Annotated in this window: 13 protein-coding genes and 1 tRNA gene; 7 read left to right on the top strand and 7 right to left on the bottom strand. The window is 66.6% G+C overall.

Annotated features, from left to right (window positions below):
• Positions 1-64: 64 nt before the first annotated feature.
• Together OJI97_RS10055 and OJI97_RS10050 are read right to left on the bottom strand one after the other, a co-directional pair.
• Positions 65-1,069 (bottom strand): LacI family DNA-binding transcriptional regulator, encoded by a 1,005-nt coding sequence (locus tag OJI97_RS10055; RefSeq protein ID WP_297663135.1) that lies wholly within the window; start codon positions 1,067-1,069, stop codon positions 65-67.
• 197 nt (positions 1,070-1,266) lie between these two features.
• Positions 1,267-1,342 (bottom strand) — tRNA-Thr (locus OJI97_RS10050).
• Positions 1,343-1,630: 288 nt separating this feature from the next.
• Here OJI97_RS10050 and OJI97_RS10045 point away from each other — a divergent pair.
• Entirely contained in the window at positions 1,631-2,170 is a 540-nt protein-coding gene (locus OJI97_RS10045; protein ID WP_297663133.1) for a phosphatase PAP2 family protein, read from the top strand.
• Positions 2,171-2,197: 27 nt separating this feature from the next.
• Here OJI97_RS10045 and OJI97_RS10040 read toward each other — a convergent pair whose 3' ends face one another.
• On the bottom strand, positions 2,198-3,214 hold the full coding sequence (locus OJI97_RS10040; RefSeq protein WP_297663132.1) for a dipeptide epimerase: 1,017 nt from the start codon (positions 3,212-3,214) through the stop codon (positions 2,198-2,200).
• An 87-nt stretch (positions 3,215-3,301) separates the two neighbouring features.
• Here OJI97_RS10040 and OJI97_RS10035 point away from each other — a divergent pair, with 87 nt between their 5' ends.
• Positions 3,302-3,844, top strand: coding sequence for an acetyltransferase (locus OJI97_RS10035; protein WP_367184763.1), 543 nt, complete (start codon positions 3,302-3,304; stop codon positions 3,842-3,844).
• Positions 3,845-3,932: 88 nt separating this feature from the next.
• Here OJI97_RS10035 and OJI97_RS10030 read toward each other — a convergent pair whose 3' ends face one another.
• Positions 3,933-4,844: a LysR substrate-binding domain-containing protein gene (locus tag OJI97_RS10030; RefSeq protein WP_297663130.1), complete on the bottom strand. Its 912-nt coding sequence runs from the start codon at positions 4,842-4,844 to the stop codon at positions 3,933-3,935.
• Between the two features lie 93 nt (positions 4,845-4,937).
• Between OJI97_RS10030 and astD the strand changes: the two genes are divergently transcribed.
• From astD to OJI97_RS10005, 5 genes are all read left to right on the top strand, one after another.
• Positions 4,938-6,368: a succinylglutamate-semialdehyde dehydrogenase gene (astD, locus tag OJI97_RS10025; protein WP_297663128.1), complete on the top strand. Its 1,431-nt coding sequence runs from the start codon at positions 4,938-4,940 to the stop codon at positions 6,366-6,368.
• Positions 6,369-6,457: 89 nt separating this feature from the next.
• Positions 6,458-7,336, top strand: a complete 879-nt coding sequence (locus OJI97_RS10020) for a MurR/RpiR family transcriptional regulator (RefSeq protein ID WP_297663126.1) — start codon at positions 6,458-6,460, stop codon at positions 7,334-7,336.
• A gap of 199 nt (positions 7,337-7,535) precedes the next feature.
• Entirely contained in the window at positions 7,536-8,531 is a 996-nt protein-coding gene (locus OJI97_RS10015) for a DUF1338 family protein (protein WP_297663124.1), read from the top strand.
• Positions 8,532-8,536: 5 nt separating this feature from the next.
• On the top strand, positions 8,537-9,928 hold the full coding sequence (locus OJI97_RS10010; protein WP_297663122.1) for an FAD-binding oxidoreductase: 1,392 nt from the start codon (positions 8,537-8,539) through the stop codon (positions 9,926-9,928).
• A gap of 5 nt (positions 9,929-9,933) precedes the next feature.
• Positions 9,934-11,136, top strand: a complete 1,203-nt coding sequence (locus tag OJI97_RS10005) for an aspartate aminotransferase family protein (RefSeq protein WP_297663120.1) — start codon at positions 9,934-9,936, stop codon at positions 11,134-11,136.
• A 39-nt stretch (positions 11,137-11,175) separates the two neighbouring features.
• Here OJI97_RS10005 and OJI97_RS10000 read toward each other — a convergent pair whose 3' ends face one another.
• The 3 genes from OJI97_RS10000 to OJI97_RS09990 all read right to left on the bottom strand — a co-directional run bounded on the left by OJI97_RS10000 (position 11,176) and on the right by OJI97_RS09990 (position 16,179).
• The gene (locus tag OJI97_RS10000) at positions 11,176-12,600 is read right to left on the bottom strand and encodes an amino acid permease (RefSeq protein ID WP_297663118.1); all 1,425 of its coding nucleotides are present in this window, start codon (positions 12,598-12,600) and stop codon (positions 11,176-11,178) included.
• A 119-nt stretch (positions 12,601-12,719) separates the two neighbouring features.
• Positions 12,720-15,062 carry a TonB-dependent receptor gene (locus tag OJI97_RS09995; protein WP_297663117.1) on the bottom strand — a complete coding sequence of 781 codons (2,343 nt, stop codon included), beginning with the start codon at positions 15,060-15,062 and terminating at the stop codon, positions 12,720-12,722.
• 106 nt (positions 15,063-15,168) lie between these two features.
• On the bottom strand, positions 15,169-16,179 hold the full coding sequence (locus OJI97_RS09990) for a DUF1611 domain-containing protein (RefSeq protein ID WP_297663115.1): 1,011 nt from the start codon (positions 16,177-16,179) through the stop codon (positions 15,169-15,171).
• Between the last annotated feature and the right edge of the window lie 3 nt (positions 16,180-16,182).

Here is a 16,182-nt window from a genome sequence, read left to right as displayed (position 1 = left end):
GAGAGAATGGATCCCGGATCAAGTCCGGGATGACGATGAAGGATAGGTCGGCTTCCGGTCGTTTTCAGCCTTTCGGCACCGCCGTCGATCCGCGGACGATCAGTTCGTGCGGTAACTGCCGCCGCTCGATCCGCTCGCCGAATTCGAGTAGCAGGTCGGCGGCGGCATAGCCCAGATCGCGGATCGGCTGGCGGATCGTCGTCAGCGCCGGCCAGACGACCTGCGCGAGGTCGGTGTCGTCGAAGCCCGCGACCGACAATTGCCCGGGCACCGATATGCCCCGGCGATGCGCGGCGGCGAGGACGCCCGCGGCCATTTCGTCGCTGCTCGCGAAGATCGCGGTCGGCGGCTCGTCGAGGACGAGCAGCGCCTCGGCCGCCGCGGCGCCCGACTGAAAATCGAACTGGCCGGGAAAGACGAGCGCCGCATCGAAGCCGATCCCCGCACGCTGAAGCGCCTGCCGATAGCCGGTCAGCCGCTGGCCGCTGGCGAAATAATTGGCATGGCCGGTAACCAGTCCGATACGGCGGTGGCCCAGCGCGATCAGATAAGCGGTCATGTCGTCGGCCGCCTGGACATTGTCGATATAGACCGCCGAGGTCGCGGTGAGATCGGTCCCCGGCTGGACGCGCACGACGGGAAGCTTGCGGCGGAACAGCTCGGCGAGCGCCGTGCCGACGTCGGTGACCGGCGGCGTCATGATGATGCCGTCGAGCTGCGCCTGATCGATCAGCGCGCCGATGTCGTCGACCAGCCCCGGCGAGTTGATGTCGCACGGCTGGACGATCATGCGGAAATCGGCTTCGCGACAGCGCTGTCCGACCCCGGCCTGCATGTTGAAGATATAATAAGGGCTGGGATTGTCGTGGATCAGCCCGATCTGGAACGAGCGCCTGCCGGCAAGCGTGCGCGCGGCGAGGCTGGGATGATAGTTGAGGCGCGCGACGGCTTCCTCGACCTTTTGCCGCATGTCGTCGCTGACATAGCGTTCCTTGTTGAGCACGCGCGACACGGTCTTGATCGACACGCCCGCGACGCGCGAGACGTCCTTGATCGTCGCCCGGGTCATGCGCGCATACGCTCCGCACCCGTGTGGCAATATGGCATCCCGGCTCCCCTGCTGACCACCGCTGTCTGCTTAGGCACGTCCCCCGCCCTTTCGCAAGAGAAGCCTGAAGCGCATGATTTTGCCGCTCGCCGCGCGGATGCCGATCGGCGCGCGAAAGGCCTTTCAGCCTCCATCTCGCAAGGACCCGGGAAAGAGAGTGGTGCCGCTTACAGGACTCGAACCTGTGGCCCCATCATTACGAATGATGTGCTCTACCAACTGAGCTAAAGCGGCAACGAGGCGCGCCTCTATCAGCGTGGCGAAACGAAAACAAGCATCTTGGAACGACTTTGGCAGCAACGCACCGGCGAGCGGCGAACCCACCCGGCGGCGTCGCCTGCTACGCCCGGAATCGCTTGCCGGCCCAGACGAGATGAACCTCGCCTGCTGCCGCGATTATCGCCGGCACGCGGCGGCACGCGCCGCTTTGCTTCGCGGTCCGCGTGGGATATGCTGGCGCCCGGCAAATGGGGCTTGCCGCTTCGGGGCCCATCCGGCCCTCTTCGACGAGGGGAGTTTGCCATGCGTAAAATATGGATCGTCGCAGCCACCGCGATCGGCCTGTCGGGCGCCGTGCCCGCCCATGCCAGCGAAAAGGGGTGGAACGACGCGGGGTCGATCGCGCGCGATGCGCTGGTCGTCGCAGCCTTCGGCGTGCCCGCGGTCCAGGGCGACTGGGACGGCGTATTGCAGGCGGGCGGCAGCATCGGCGTCGCAGCCGGTGCCACCTATGGCCTCAAGCAAGCCTTTCCCGAACGGCGCCCCGACGGCAGCGATACCAAGAGTTTCCCGTCGGGCCACACCTCCATGTCCTTCGCCGCCGCAGCGACGCTCCAGAATCGCTATGGCTGGAAGGTCGGCGTCCCGGCGCAGATCGTCGCCGCCTTCGTCGGATTGAGCCGCGTCGAGGCCCGGAAGCACCATGTCCACGATGTTCTCGTCGGGGCCGCGATCGGCGAGGCGTCGGGCTTTCTGATCACGCGCCGCGCGAACGACAGGGTTCAGGTCTTTCCCTGGGGCGACACCAAGGGCGGCGGCGTCGCGGTTACGATGCGCTTTTAGGGCCAGCCGTCGGCGGCAGCCGCCGGCTCACCCCCACAGCGCGGGCTCGGCCGGGTGGATGAGGCCCTGTTCATAGCACATCGCGGGGGTCCGGTCCCAGGCCAGCAACAGGGGGCCGTCGAGGTCGACGAAACGCGCACGCTGGGCGACGAGGTGGGCGGGCGCCATCGCCAGCGACGTGCCCGTCATGCAGCCGACCATGATGCCGAGCCCCGCCGCCTCGGCCGCGTCGGCGAGCGCCAGAGCCTCGCTCAGCCCGCCGGTCTTGTCGAGCTTGATGTTGATATAGGCATAGCGCCCGATCACCGCCGGCAAGGACTGGCGGTCGAGGCAGCTCTCGTCGGCGCACAGGGGAACCGGGCTGGCATAATCGGCGAGCGGCGCGTCGCCGCCGGGCGGCAGCGGCTGTTCGATCAGCGCCACGCCGAGTTCGGCCAGCGCCGGAGCCATATGGCGCAGACCATCCATCGTCCATCCGCCATTGGCGTCGACGATCAGTTCGGCATCGGCGCGCGCGCCGCGCACCGCGGCGACGCGCCGCAGATCGAGCGCCGCCTCCTCGCCGCCGAGCTTGATTTTCAGGCGCGTCCACGCGGCCATGCGCGCCGCCTTTTCGGCCATGGCGGCGGGCGCATCGATCCCCAGCGTGAACACGGTCGGCAGCGCCGCCGGCGCCGGGCACCCCGCCAGCGCCGCGACGCTGGTGCCGCGCCGTTTCGCCTCGAGATCCCACAAGGCGCAGTCGAGCGCGTTGCGGATCGGACGGGTGAGCGGCAACGCGGCAAGGCCGGCGCGGTCCAGCCCCTGGGCGACATGATCCGACAGCGCCCACGCATCCGCCATCGCCCGGTCGCGCAGCGCCGGGTCGCTTTCGTGCGGTTCGCATTCGCCGCGCCCGACATGGCCGTCGGCGGCGATCTCCGCGACCATCACCTGGCTGTGGCGAAATTCCATCCGCGAGATCCGGAACGGTTCGCGCAGCGGAATATTCTCCGCGAACACATGCAGCGAGGGCGCGGTCGGCGGGCCGGAGCGGGACATCATCGGCGATCCTTGAAGCTGTTGTCGAGCCGGTCGCCTACGACATCAAATGTTCATTTATTTGTCAATGTAAATTATATTACATGCAGATTGGGGACGCATTTAAGCGCGGAGCCAAAGCCGCATTGGCGGCGGATCATCCGTCTTGTCAGCAACGGGCTTACGCACGCGATCAAACTGGCGTATCCGCGGGCCATGATCATGATCCGACCTTCCCGCCCCGATGAGGGCGACCGTATCATCGAAATCTGGCGGGGTGCCGTTGACGCCACGCATGATTTTCTGACGCCCGAGGATCGTCTCGCCATCGACGAAATGGTGTGCGGCTTTCTGCCGCACGCGCCTCTCTGGCTCGCGGTCGGGGAGAATGACTATCCGCTGGCCTTCATGCTGATCGACGGCGGACATATGGAGGCGCTATTCGTCGATCCCGCCCGGCGCGGAACCGGCATCGGTGCCGCGCTTGTCCGGCACGGACTGACGCTTCACCCGGCCATGACGACCGATGTCAACGAGCAGAACGATCAAGCCGTTCGCTTCTATGAACGGATGGGATTCAAACGGACGGGCCGCTCGCCGACCGACGAACAGGGCAGGCCCTATCCGCTTATCCACCTGGAATATCGGGACTGATCGGCCGACCTTCCGAAGAATATCCCGGCAACGTAACGGCGCCGGATTTACCGGATTCGCGCTATCGTTCCGGGGCGGCCGCGCGCGGTCAGGCCGACCCCGGCCGCATCCCGGCCGCCTCCGCCACGATCCAGTCACGCAGCAGGCGAAAGCGCGGATAGCCCAGCCGGTCGTGCGGATAGACGAGATAATAGGCCAGGCGGCTCTGCAACGGCCGGTCGACCGGGATGACCAGCGCGCCGCTCGCCAGTTCCTGCGCGACGAGGAAGCGCGGCATCATCGCCACGCCGCCGCCCGACACCGCGGCCTGCGCCAGCATCATGAAATGATCGAACCGGCCCGACAATTTCACCGGCCCCGTCACGCCGTTGAGCGCAAACCAGTCCTCCCAGGCGCTCTGGCGCAGCGACTGGCCGAGCAGGGGACAGCCGATCAGGTCAGCCGCCCCGGCGATATCATGGTCGGCCAGAAAGGCCGGCGCGCAGACCGGCACCGATTCCTCGGGGAACAGCAGGTCGTGCGCGACATTTTCCCAATCGGGCCGGCCGTAATGGATGGCGGCGTCGAATCCGCTCGCCGCCAGTTCGAACGGCTCCGACCGCGCGGCCATGTTCACTACCATTTCGGGATGGGCGCTGGTCAGTTGCGGCAGGCGCGGCGCCAGCCAGCGCATTCCGAAGCTGGGTAGCGTGGCGATGGTGAACTCGCCGTCGCGGCGTTTCGCCATCGCCTCGCCGGTCGCGCGGCGGATCGCGTCGATCGCGGGGCCGATCGCTTCGGCATAGGCGGCGCCCGCTTCGGTCAGCACGATGCGCCGCCCCGCCCGGTGGAACAGCGCCTGCCCGACAATCTCCTCCAACTGCGCGATCTGGCGGCTGACGGCGCTCTGCGTCAGCCCGGTTTCGCGGGCCGCCAGCGACACGCTTTCGTGCCGCGCGGCGATCACGAAGCTCTGCAGCACGCCGACGGGCGGCAGCAGGCGGCGGCGCAGGTCGTTCATTCCATTTCCTCATAAGCAATTGCCGCAATCTCGTTGGAAGGCCGCGCGGCATCTACGTAAGAAATGTGACAGATATCGATAAGGAGTGCAATCATGGGCGTTCCGTTCAAATCCATCTGCCCGGCCGACGACAGCCTGGTGTGGGAAGGCCCGGCCGACGATGCCGCCGCCTGCGCCGCCGCCGTTGACCGCTGCCGCGCGGCGCAGCCCGGCTGGGCGGAAACCCCGCTCGACGCGCGGATTGCCGTGGCGCGGCGCTTTGCCGCCCTGGCGCGCGAACGCGCCGACGAAATCGCCGCGCTGATCGCCCGGGAAACCGGCAAGCCCTTGTGGGAAACGAAGATCGAGGCGGCCGGCATCGCCGGCAAGGTGGACCTCTCGATCGCCGCACAGGCCGAACGCGCGGGCGAACGGCTGTCGCCCACCCCCTATGGGCAAAGCGCACTCCGCCATCGTCCGCATGGCGTGCTCGCTGTATTGGGGCCGTTCAATTTTCCGGCGCATTTGCCCAGCGGGCATATCATCCCCGCCCTGCTCGCCGGCAACGCCATCGTCTTCAAGCCCTCCGAACTGACGCCCGCGGTGGGCGAGATGCTGGCCCGGCTGTGGCGCGATGCCGGCCTGCCGCCCGGCGTCCTCGAACTGGTGCAGGGCGGACGCGCGACCGGCGCGGCGCTGATCGATTGCGCGATCGACGGGTTGCTGTTCACCGGCTCCGCGCGCGCGGGCCTGTATTTCCAGCAGCATTTCGCCGCGCGCGCGGGCTTTCTGCTCGCGCTCGAACTGGGCGGAAACAATCCGCTGATCGCCTGGGACGGCGATGCCGAGGCCGCGGCGGGGATCATCGCCCAGTCCGCTTTCCTGACCGCCGGGCAGCGCTGTTCGTGCGCGCGGCGGCTGATCGTGCCCGACAATGACGATGGCCGCGCGATCGTCGATGCCGCCGTCGCATTCGCCGCGCGGCTGCGGATCGGCCGCTGGGATGCCGACCCGCAGCCCTTCATGGGCTCGCTGATCTCGGCTGAAGCCGCGGCCGCGGTCGATCGGGCAATCGACCGGCTCGCCGCGCAGGGCGGCGTGATGCTGACTGGCGCGCGCGACACCCTGCCGGGGGGCGCGTTCCGGGCACCGGCGATCGTCGACATGAGCGCCGCCCGGCGCGACGATGAGGAGATTTTCGGTCCCGTCCTGCAAGTGCTGCGCGTGCCCGATTTCGATGCCGCGATCGCGGCGGCGAACGATACCGCTTATGGCCTGTCGGCCTCGCTGCTCAGCGCCGACGACCGTCTGTGGGATCGCTTCCTCGCCCGCTCGCGCGCCGGGGTGGTGAACCGCAACCGGCCGACGAACGGCGCCGCGTCGAACCTGCCCTTCGGCGGCTGCGGTGCGTCGGGCAACCATCGCCCCAGCGCTTGGTATGCCGCCGACTATTGCGCCTATCCGGTGGCCAGCGCCGAAGCCCCGTCGCTCCAGCCGGGGGAGCCCGATCTTTCGCGGTTTCTGGAATCCGGCCCGACGCCCTAGCCCTGCTCCATCCGCCGGCCGGGTAACTTGCTTCTTCTTGACGTCAGATTTATGAAATCAGGATAGCAATGTTTCAAATCGAGAGCCGAATGCCGGATATTTTCGAGCGCCTGGAAGCGGAAAACGAGACCTATACCGCGGCGGAGCGCCAGATTGCGCTCTTTCTGCTCAACAATCGCGACCTCATCCCCTTCGAGACCGCCGCCTCGATCGCCAGCCGCCTCGGCGTCAGCGCCGTGACCGTCGGGCGCTTTTGCCGGATGCTGGGCTTTCAGCATTTCCGGGACCTGAAGGAGCAGCTGCGCGGTTCCGCCAACCTGCCCTGGCTGCAAGGCCATGAATTTCAGGAATTTCTGTCCGACTTCAGCGACAGCGACAAGCGCCGCAAGACGCTGGAGCGCGAAATCGAACTGATGGTCGCGGTGTATGAGCGGTCCCAGAACAAGGTGTGGAAGGACACGGTGGCGCTGATCGCCGGCGCCGAACGCGTCCAGATCGTCGGTTTCCAGACCGAGCGGGGGATCGCGGCGCTGCTGGCGCATAATCTGCAATATGTCCGCCCCGGCATCGAACTGATCGACGGATCGTCGGGCCATTTCGCCAATCTGCTGCTCGAACGGCCCAAGGGCCGCTGCCTGATCATCATCGACATACGCCGTTATTCGAACCAGTCGCGGCAGCTGGCCGAAAAGGCGGCCGAGGCCGGTATTCCGCTGATCATCATCACCGACACGCTGTGCGACTGGGCGCCGCGGCTGACCACCCATGTATTGACCGCCGACGCCGACGGCGCGCTGTTCTGGCATTCGTCGGTGCCGATGGTGGCGCTGCTCAACCTGCTGATCAACGATGTGGTGGGCAAAAGCGGCGGACATGACGTCGAACGGCGGCTGGAACAGGTCAGCACACTCTATGATGAATTCACCGGCTTCGTCCGCCCCGGGCGCAACCGCGGCGCCCCGTCCTGATGCGAGGGAGCGAATAGCGGCAGGCAGGCGCGCGCTCGCCGCCGCCTCCACGGGACCGCCAGGAATCCTACATTCCGGCCGCGAATGAATAGCTGCGGATCGATTGATGGAATTTCGCCCGATTGCGGCGCATCGGAGAAGCCACACAATCGGCGAGGCGCTCATGACGAACCGGATCAGGCCGCAATATTTGCAAGAGATGCTGACCGGCATCGTCGGGCCCGCTCGGGCGGCGCACGCCCTCGACCGGATCGCCGTCCCGGCGGCAGTGGACTGGTCCCCGGCCGATGGCATATCGGCCGCGATGCTGGCGATGACGCTCAATGTCCTTCTGTTTTCCGACCTTTATGAGCGGGTTCCGACGGCGCGCCGCTGGATCGAGGCAGAGGCCGGGGCGGGGTCGGCGCAGCAACTCGATCATGGCGCGCTTCGGACGATCCGTTTTCCCGGCCGCGGAACCGGCGCGCTGCCCGGCGGCATCGACGCCTTTGCCCGTATTCTTATCCCGCTGGGCTATGCGGTCGCCGCCGATTATCCCCTGCCCCGGCTCGGGATGACCGGCCGCGCCTTTCGGCATCGCGACCTTCCCGACACGATCCCGCAGTTCTTCGTCAGCGAATTGCACGTCGATCGGTTCGATGACGCCTTCGCCGATGCGGCGGACCGGGTGTTCGGGTCGAGCCGCGATCCGCTGTCCGAGTCCTCCCGCGCGTTGCTCGACCTGCTGGAACAGCGCGGCTGGCTGACGCGCGAGCAGGCCGGGGAGCTGCTCCCCGCCATCGTCGCGGCCTTTTCCCGTACTCACGATATTCCGCGCCTGGCGGACTATGATGTCCTGCGCGCCAGTTCGGCCGAGGCGGCGTGGATCGCGACGGAGGGCAACGCCTTCAATCACGCGACGAGCCGCGTCGCCGATGTCGAGGCGCTTGCGAGGCAGCTCCGACAGCAGGGCTATCCGGTCAAGGATGCGGTGGAACACTCGGCGTCCGGGCGCATCCATCAAACGGCGTTCCGGGCCGATCCGGTATCGCGGCGCTTTCGGGACGACCATGGATCGATCGTCGAGCGCGTGGTGCCCGGATCCTTCTATGAATTCATCACCCGCGACGTCGATCCCGCCACCGGCCGGATCGATCTGGCGTTCGACAGCGGCAACGCCACCGGCATCTTCGCGGTGACGCGGGCGGCGGCCTGACCCGCATGGAACCCTTGATCACCGCGCTGACCGCCCTTCTCGGTCCGAAGCATGTGATCGTCGATCCGCACGATCTGGCCGGCCTCGCCCGCGATGGCCGCGGCGCGTTCGGTCGGCCCTTGTGCGCCGTTCGTCCGGCCACCGCCGCACTTGTCGCGTGTGTGCTGCAATTGTGCCGGGACTTCGGCGCGGTCGCGGTGCCGCGCGGCGCGGGCACGGGCCTGTCCGGCGGAGGCTGCGCCGACGACAGCGGATCGCAGATCGTCATCCTGACCGACGGGCTCGGCGGCGCGATCGCGATCAATGCGGCGAACCGGACCGCGACCATCGGTGCGGGCGTGCGCCTGTCGGCGCTCAACGCAGCGGCGCGCGACCACGGCCTGTTCCTGCCCATCGACCTGGGGGCGGACCCGTCGATCGGCGGCATGATCGCGACCAATACGGGCGGCGCGCGCTTGCTGCTCCACGGCGACATGCGGCGGCATGTTCGCGCGATCGAAGTGGTGTTGGGCGACAGCGACATCGTGCAACTGGGAAGCCCGCTGTGGAAGGATAACAGCGCGCTCGATCTCAAGCAGATGTTCATCGGCGCCGGAGGAGCCACGGGGATCGTCACCGGCGCGACGATTTCGCTCACCCCCTTGCCCCGGCATCAGGTGACCGCGATGCTGGCCCTGGCCGACGCACGATCCGCGGTCGATCTGCTCCTGTCGGCGGAACGCCAGTTCGGAACGCTGCTGACCGCCTTCGAGGGTCTGTCGATGAGCGCGGTCGAGGCGGCGCTCGATCATGTCCCCGGCCTTACGCCCCCCTTCCCGCACGCCCAGCCCGGCTATATCGCGATGCTCGAACTGTCCGGAAACGCGGTCTGCGATACGGCGACGCTCGAAAATGCGCTGGCGGAATGGTGCGCGCCCTTCATGCAGGCGGAGGGGCCCGTTCTCGACGCGGTGGTCGACAGCGGCGGGCGGCACTGGGCCATCCGTCACGCCATTCCCGAGGGCATTCGCCATCGGGGAAGCGTCATCGCGTGCGACATCGCCGTGCGGCGCGGCGACATCATGACCTGCCGCGCGCATCTGTCGACCGAGGCCGCCGCGCGCTGGCCCGACCTCGCGGTCCATGATTTCGGCCATGTCGGCGACGGCGGGCTGCACTTCAATCTGGTCTGGCCGCATCGGCTGGGGAGCATCCCGCCGGGCCTGGCCGAAGCGGTGCGCACCTGCGTCTTCGACATCGTCGTCCGCCATTACGGCGGCAGCTTCAGCGCCGAGCACGGCGTCGGCCCGCGCAATATCGATCATTATCGCCGGCTGACCCCCGCCGCGACCCAGCGGCTTTCGGCCCGGATCGTCGAACAATTTTCCGCCGCCAATGCAACTTTCAAACAAGGATGATAGCCATGTCCATATCCCCATTGCTGCCCGTCTATAATCGCGCCGAGCCGGTCTTCACCCATGGCGAGGGAGCGTGGATCGTCGCCGACGACGGACGCCGCTTTCTCGACTGCGTGGCGGGCATCGCGACCAACGCGCTGGGCCACGCCCATCCCCGGCTGGTCGATGCGCTGACGCGGCAGGCCGGAAAATTGTGGCACGTTTCGAACGTCTTTCGCGTCCCCGGTCAGGAAGAACTGGCGCAGAAGCTGACCGCCGCGACCTTTGCCGACACCGTCTTCTTCGCCAACAGCGGGACCGAGGCCATCGAATGCGCGCTGAAGATGGCGCGCAAATATCATGCGGCGAAGGGCCGTCCCGACCGCATCGACGTCATCGGTTTTGCCGGATCCTTCCACGGACGCAGCTATGCGGCGGTGAACGCGTCGGGGAATGCCACCTATCTCGACGGCTTCGGCCCCCGCCTGCCCGGCTATGTCCAGCTGCCGGTCGACGACATGCCCGCGCTGCTCGCGGCGATCGCCGCGCCCACGACCGCCGCCGTCATCATCGAGCCGGTTCAGGGCGAAGGCGGCGCCCGCGCGCTGTCCGGCGAATGGTTGCAGACGGTCCGCCGCGCCTGCACCGACGCCGGCGTGCTGCTGATCCATGACGAGGTGCAATCAGGCATGGGCCGGACCGGCCGCCTGTTCGCGCATCAATGGTTCGACGATGCCGCGCCCGACATCATGGCGATTGCCAAGGCGCTGGGCGGCGGCTTTCCCGTCGGCGCCTGCGCCGCGACCGAAGAGGCCGCCAGCGGCATGACCGCGGGCGCGCACGGATCGACCTTCGGCGGCAATCCGCTCGCCATGGCGGTGGCGAACGAGGCCTTCGACCTGATCAGCGCCCCCGGCTTCCTCGACCGGACGGTGGCGACCGCGGCCCGGCTGCGCGCGGGGCTCGAGGAATTGGCGGCGCGTCACCCAGAGCTGGTGGTCGATGTGCGCGGCAAGGGGATGCTGATCGGCGTCAAGCTGACCGGCAACAACCGCGAATTCATGGCGATGGCGCGCGAGAAATTGCTGCTGGTCGCCGGCGGGGGCGACAATTGCGTGCGGCTGCTGCCGTCGCTGAACCTCAGCGAGGCCGAAGCCGATGAAGCGGTGACGCGCTTTGCGGCGACGCTGGAACTGGCGGCCGGGCGCTGGGCGAAACAGGCCGCCTGATCCTCCCTCGGCGGACAGGCTCCCTTTCCTGTCCGCCGATCAGGCCGACAGGCCTTCCGCCCGCCGCCGGGGCCGCGAATAGGCAAGGTAAAAGGCGGTTCCCAGCGCCATCCACAGCAGCAGCCGGATCCACGTATCCTCGGGCAGGCTGACCATCAGATAGAGCGTGCTGAATATGCCGATGACCGGCAGCAGCGGCGACAGCGGAACGCGGAACGGGCGCGGGGCGTCGGGAAGCCTCCGGCGCAGCACGATGACGCTCCAGCACACGAAGGCAAAGGCGAGCAGCGAGCCGATCGACACCAGTTCGCCCAATATGTCGATCGGGAACAGCCCGGCGATCAGCGCGCAGGCGACGCCGACGATCACCGTGCCGTGCACCGGGGTGCGGAATCGCGGCGAGATGCGGGCAAAGACGGGCGGCACCATCCGGTCCTGCGCCATCACATAGAGGATGCGGCTCTGGCCGTAGAGTCCCATCAGGATCGCCGAGGCGAGGCCGATCACGACGCCGATATTCACCAGCGAGCGCAGCCAGTCGAGATCGCCGCCCGCGGCCGCCAGTGCAACCGACACCGGGTTGGCGACGTTCAGCGTGCGATAATCGGCCATGCCGGTCATCACCAGCGCCATCGCCACATAGAGGATCGTGCACACCGCCAGCGCCCCGATGATCCCCCAGCCGATGTCGCGTTGCGGATTGCGGCTTTCCTGCGCGCTGGTCGAGACGCCGTCGAAGCCGAGGAAGGCATAGAAGATCACCGCCGACCCGCGCAGCACCCCGCTCCACCCAAATTCGCCATAATGGCCGGTGTTTTCGGGAATATAGGGGGTGAAATGCGCGGTGCGGACATAGGCGGCGCCGAACGCGACGACCAGCAGGATCACCCCCACCTTGATGACCACCATCGCGATGTTGGCGCGGTTGGTTTCCTTGATCCCGACGACCAGCAGCGCGGTGACCAGCCCGACGATCAGCGCCGCGGGCAGGTTGAACAGCGCGCCGGTCGCCACCGGATGCCCCGCCGCATCGAAATTGATCGGAGCAGCCGCGATCCATTGGGGAATGGGCACACCGACGCTGGCCACCAGATCGACGAAATAGCTCGACCAGCCGACCGCGACCGTCGAGCAGGCGACCAGATATTCGAGCACCAGGCACCAGCCGACGGTCCAGCCGATCAGCGGCCCCGAACTGGCGAGCGCATAGCTGTAGGCCCCGCCCGATTTGGGCAGCAGCCCCGCCAGTTCGCCATAGCAATAAGCGGTGCACAGACAGACCGCCGCGGCGAGAAGGAAGGAGAGCGAAATGGCGGGCCCCGCATATTGTGCCGCCGCGGTGCCGGTGATGACGAAAATCCCCGAACCGATCGTGGACCCGACGCCCGCCGCGATCAGGTGCCACAGGCCCAGATGCGGGCGCAGCGTCGGTTCGTCGCCGGTATCGACAAGAGTCTGTGCCATGCTCGATATCCCTCAAAGCCGTCATCGACGATCGACGCGGCTGGTCGGCGAACGCCGCGCGGCGGCGTCCGAAAGGCGCGCGTCCCGCCCCGTCGATCGAGGCGGGCCGCCGGTTCGGTTCAGAATTCGGTGCCGATCTTCAGCCCGAAGAATTGCGGCTTGGTCGGATAGATGCGCCGGTACGGCCCGCAGAAAGTGGTCGCGCAATAAGTGTTGAGGCTGAGTTGGCCGCGCCGGTCGAACAGATTCTGGACGAACGCCTCCACCTTCCAGTCGCCGATCGTCATCCCCGCCGACAGGTCGAAGGTCGCGAAGCCCTTCGTCGATCCGATCGCGGCGAAATCCTCGTCGGTCAGGAAAGATCGGGTGCCGTCCTGAAAGAACATCGACGCCTGAACGAACGCGGTCTTGTTCGCGCCCGCCGAGAATTCATAGCGCGCGGTCACATTGCCCTTCACCTTCGGCTGCACGGGCAGCCGGGTTCCCTTGGGCGCCGCCGCGGGAATCCCCGGCAGGCAGACGATATTCTGCGTGACGGGGTCGATCTGGCAGAAATTGGTCGCCAGCCGCGCGTCGATATAGGCGATCGCCGCGACCAGGCTGAGGCCGTTCGCGCGGTAGGACAGATCGCTTTCGACGCCATAGATATTCGCGTCCCCGGCATTGTAGATGTTGGTGATGCCGTTGTTGTTCAGCGGCACCAGCCCGAACTGCATGTCCTTCCATTTCTGGTAAAAGGCGGCGCCGTTGAAGGTGAAGCGTCCGAGTTCGGCTTTCCAGCCGATCTCGTGATTATAGAGCTTATCGGCCTTGAACGGATCGACGTTGGGGCGGCGGTTGTTGCCGCCGGGCCGGAACCCGCTCGACAGCGTCGCATAAAGGAGCAGGTCGGGCGTCGGTTTCCAGCTCAGGTTGAACTTGTAGGTATAGCTGTCCTGCCGGGTATTCTTGTCGATGTTGATACAGAGCTTGTCGGGCGTCGGCGACGGCCGCACACAGCTGTCGATCGCGCTGCCGGTGGCGATGCCCGAAAAGCCGACGATCGAATTCTTCGCCCGGAACCCGCGAATGCCCGCCGACAGGGTAAGGTTGGGCCGGATATCATATTCGCCCTGCGCAAAAACCGCATAATCCTTGTCGACCCGGAAAACCCGGGTCATGAAGATCGAGTCCGGGTCGCCGGTGCTGGCGGGAAACGGCGTCGCCCAGATCGGCGTGGGGATGCTGCCGATCCCGGCGATGTCGTAATTGGTGCGCGCCGTATCGGTCTGGCGCTGATAGAAAAGCCCGGCGGTCAGCCTGAACCGATTTTGCGACGGCGAAGAGAGGCGCAGCTCGTGCGTCTGCTTCGTATAATGGTCGGACCCGTAGAAGGATTGCTGCGGGTCCAGAAAGCCGCCGTTCCCGTCGGGGAAGTAATTGGCGTAATAGCCATAGGTATCATAGGCGACGGTATAATAGGAATAGTCGGACGTGCTGTCGATCTTGCGTTCGAAATAGCCCCCCGAATAGACCAGATCCCAATTGCTGATCTTGCCCTGAATCGTCAGCGCGGCCTGATACCAGCGATCGAGGTTGCGCGACGGGAAATAGTCGGTGACGTTCAGATCGCCCTTGCGCGGGTCGAACAGAAACCCGCCATGGCTGAGCTGATGCTGATAGAGGAGTTGCGGCGTGACCGTCCAATCCTCGTTCAGGTCGATTCCCAGCGCGATCCGGCCGCCATAGGTTTCGACGTCGTTATAATCCTGCTTGACGAGATCGTGGTTGTCGACGGTCAGATTGGTGTCGGGGTCGGCATCGTCGAGCGTGAAAGTGCGGGTGCCCGGAATATTATCGATATAGCCGCCGTCCTTCTGGTAGAAGCCGACCACGCGCACGGCAGCGAACGGCGAAAGCGGCAGGTTCAGATAACCCTCCAGCGAGCCGCCGAAATCGCCCTTGCCGAACTTGTTCACCTGCGCATCGACCGACCCCGAAAAGCCGGACGGATCGGGCTTGTTGGTGATGATCCGCAGCGTGCCCGACAGCGAACTGGCGCCGAACAGCGTCCCCTGCGGCCCCGACAGCGCTTCGATGCGGGCGATATCGTAGACGTGGAAATCGACCGAGCCGTAGATGGTCGTGACGGGGATTTCGTCGATATACAGGCCGCTCGTCGGCAGCGACCCGGTCTGCAAACCATCGCTGCCGCTGGTGACGCCGCGAAAGATGATCTGCGACTGGCTGGGGCCATAGGATTGCGAACTGACGCTGGGCAAAAGCTTCTGATAATCGTCGAAGCTCGCGACCTGGGCATTTTCCAGTCGCGTTTCGCCCAACGCCTGAACGCTGATCGGCACGTCCTGGAGATTCTGTTCGCGCTTCTGCGCGGTGACGATGATCTCGTTGTCCGTGCTCCTGGCACCCGCCTCCTGCGCCAGCGCGGTTCCCGAGGTGCATAGGCTGGTCGTTGCCAACATCGCGGCGACCGATGAGCAAAGGATTCTATTCGGACCGTTCATAAACCCTCCCGATATTTTCTTGTTTCCTCTGCCGCCGCTCCCTCGCTTGGGGGCCACGGTCAAATCATCCCCAATGGTCCCCCGCCAGTTGATCGACGATCGCGCTTGCCCCCCAGCGAAGGGGATCGCAGGCAGGCAGACCCGTCTCGTCCTCGGCGCGTTTCAGGGCATCGCGCGCCGCGGCCTCGTCCAGCAGCGACGTGTTCAGGCCGACACCCGCGCCCCGCACCGCCGGGTTGGTGAGGCGGGCGGCCGCCAGATGGACATCGAGCGCCTCGCGCAGCGACGGGCAGGCAAAGTCGCCTTCATAGCCTTGCAATTCCGCGCGACCGGCTTCGTGACAGATCACCAGGGCATCGGGCTGACTGCCGTGGACCAGCCCCAGCGTCACGCCGGCATAGGCGGGGTGCAGCAGCGCGCCCTGTCCTTCGATAATGTGCCAATGGTCCGGCTCTGCCGCCGGCGACAGCCATTCGGCCGCGCCCGAAATAAAGTCCGCGACCACCGAATCGATGGCGATGCCGCGGCCGGTGATCATGATGCCGGTCTGGCCGGTCGGGCAGAAGGTCGCGGCCATGCCGCGGCGCGTCATCTCGCGCTCGAGGCTGAGCGCCGTGTATTTCTTGCCCACCGCGCAATCGGTGCCGACGGTGAGCAGCCGCTTGCCGGTGCGCTTTTTCCCGGTCCCGGGGCGAAAGACGCGGTCCGGGCGGCGCAGATCATGCAGCGATCGCCCCGTCTCGCGCGCCGCCGCCGCGATCGCGGGATGATCGGCCAGCCTCTCGTGCAGCCCCGCGGCAAGATCCAGCCCGGCGCGGAGCGCCGCGACCAGATGCGGCACCCAGGCGTCGGCGATGAAACCGCCGTCATTGGCGATCCCGACCACCATCGTGCGCACGCCCGCGGCCCTGGCGGCGGCGATGTCCATATCGGGAAGCCCCAGATCGACGCCGCATCCGTCGAGCCGGACCTGCCCCGCGCAGTCTTCCGGCCGCCATTGCGCCAGCCCCGATGCGGTCTTCGCCCAGCCGATATCGGGCGCGTCGCCAAGGAAAAGGAGAAGGGGTGGGATCATTCG

The sequence above is a fragment of the Sphingopyxis sp. genome, assembly GCF_025869345.1.
Lineage (GTDB): Bacteria > Pseudomonadota > Alphaproteobacteria > Sphingomonadales > Sphingomonadaceae > Sphingopyxis.
This window is presented reverse-complemented; position numbering and strand designations above follow the sequence as displayed.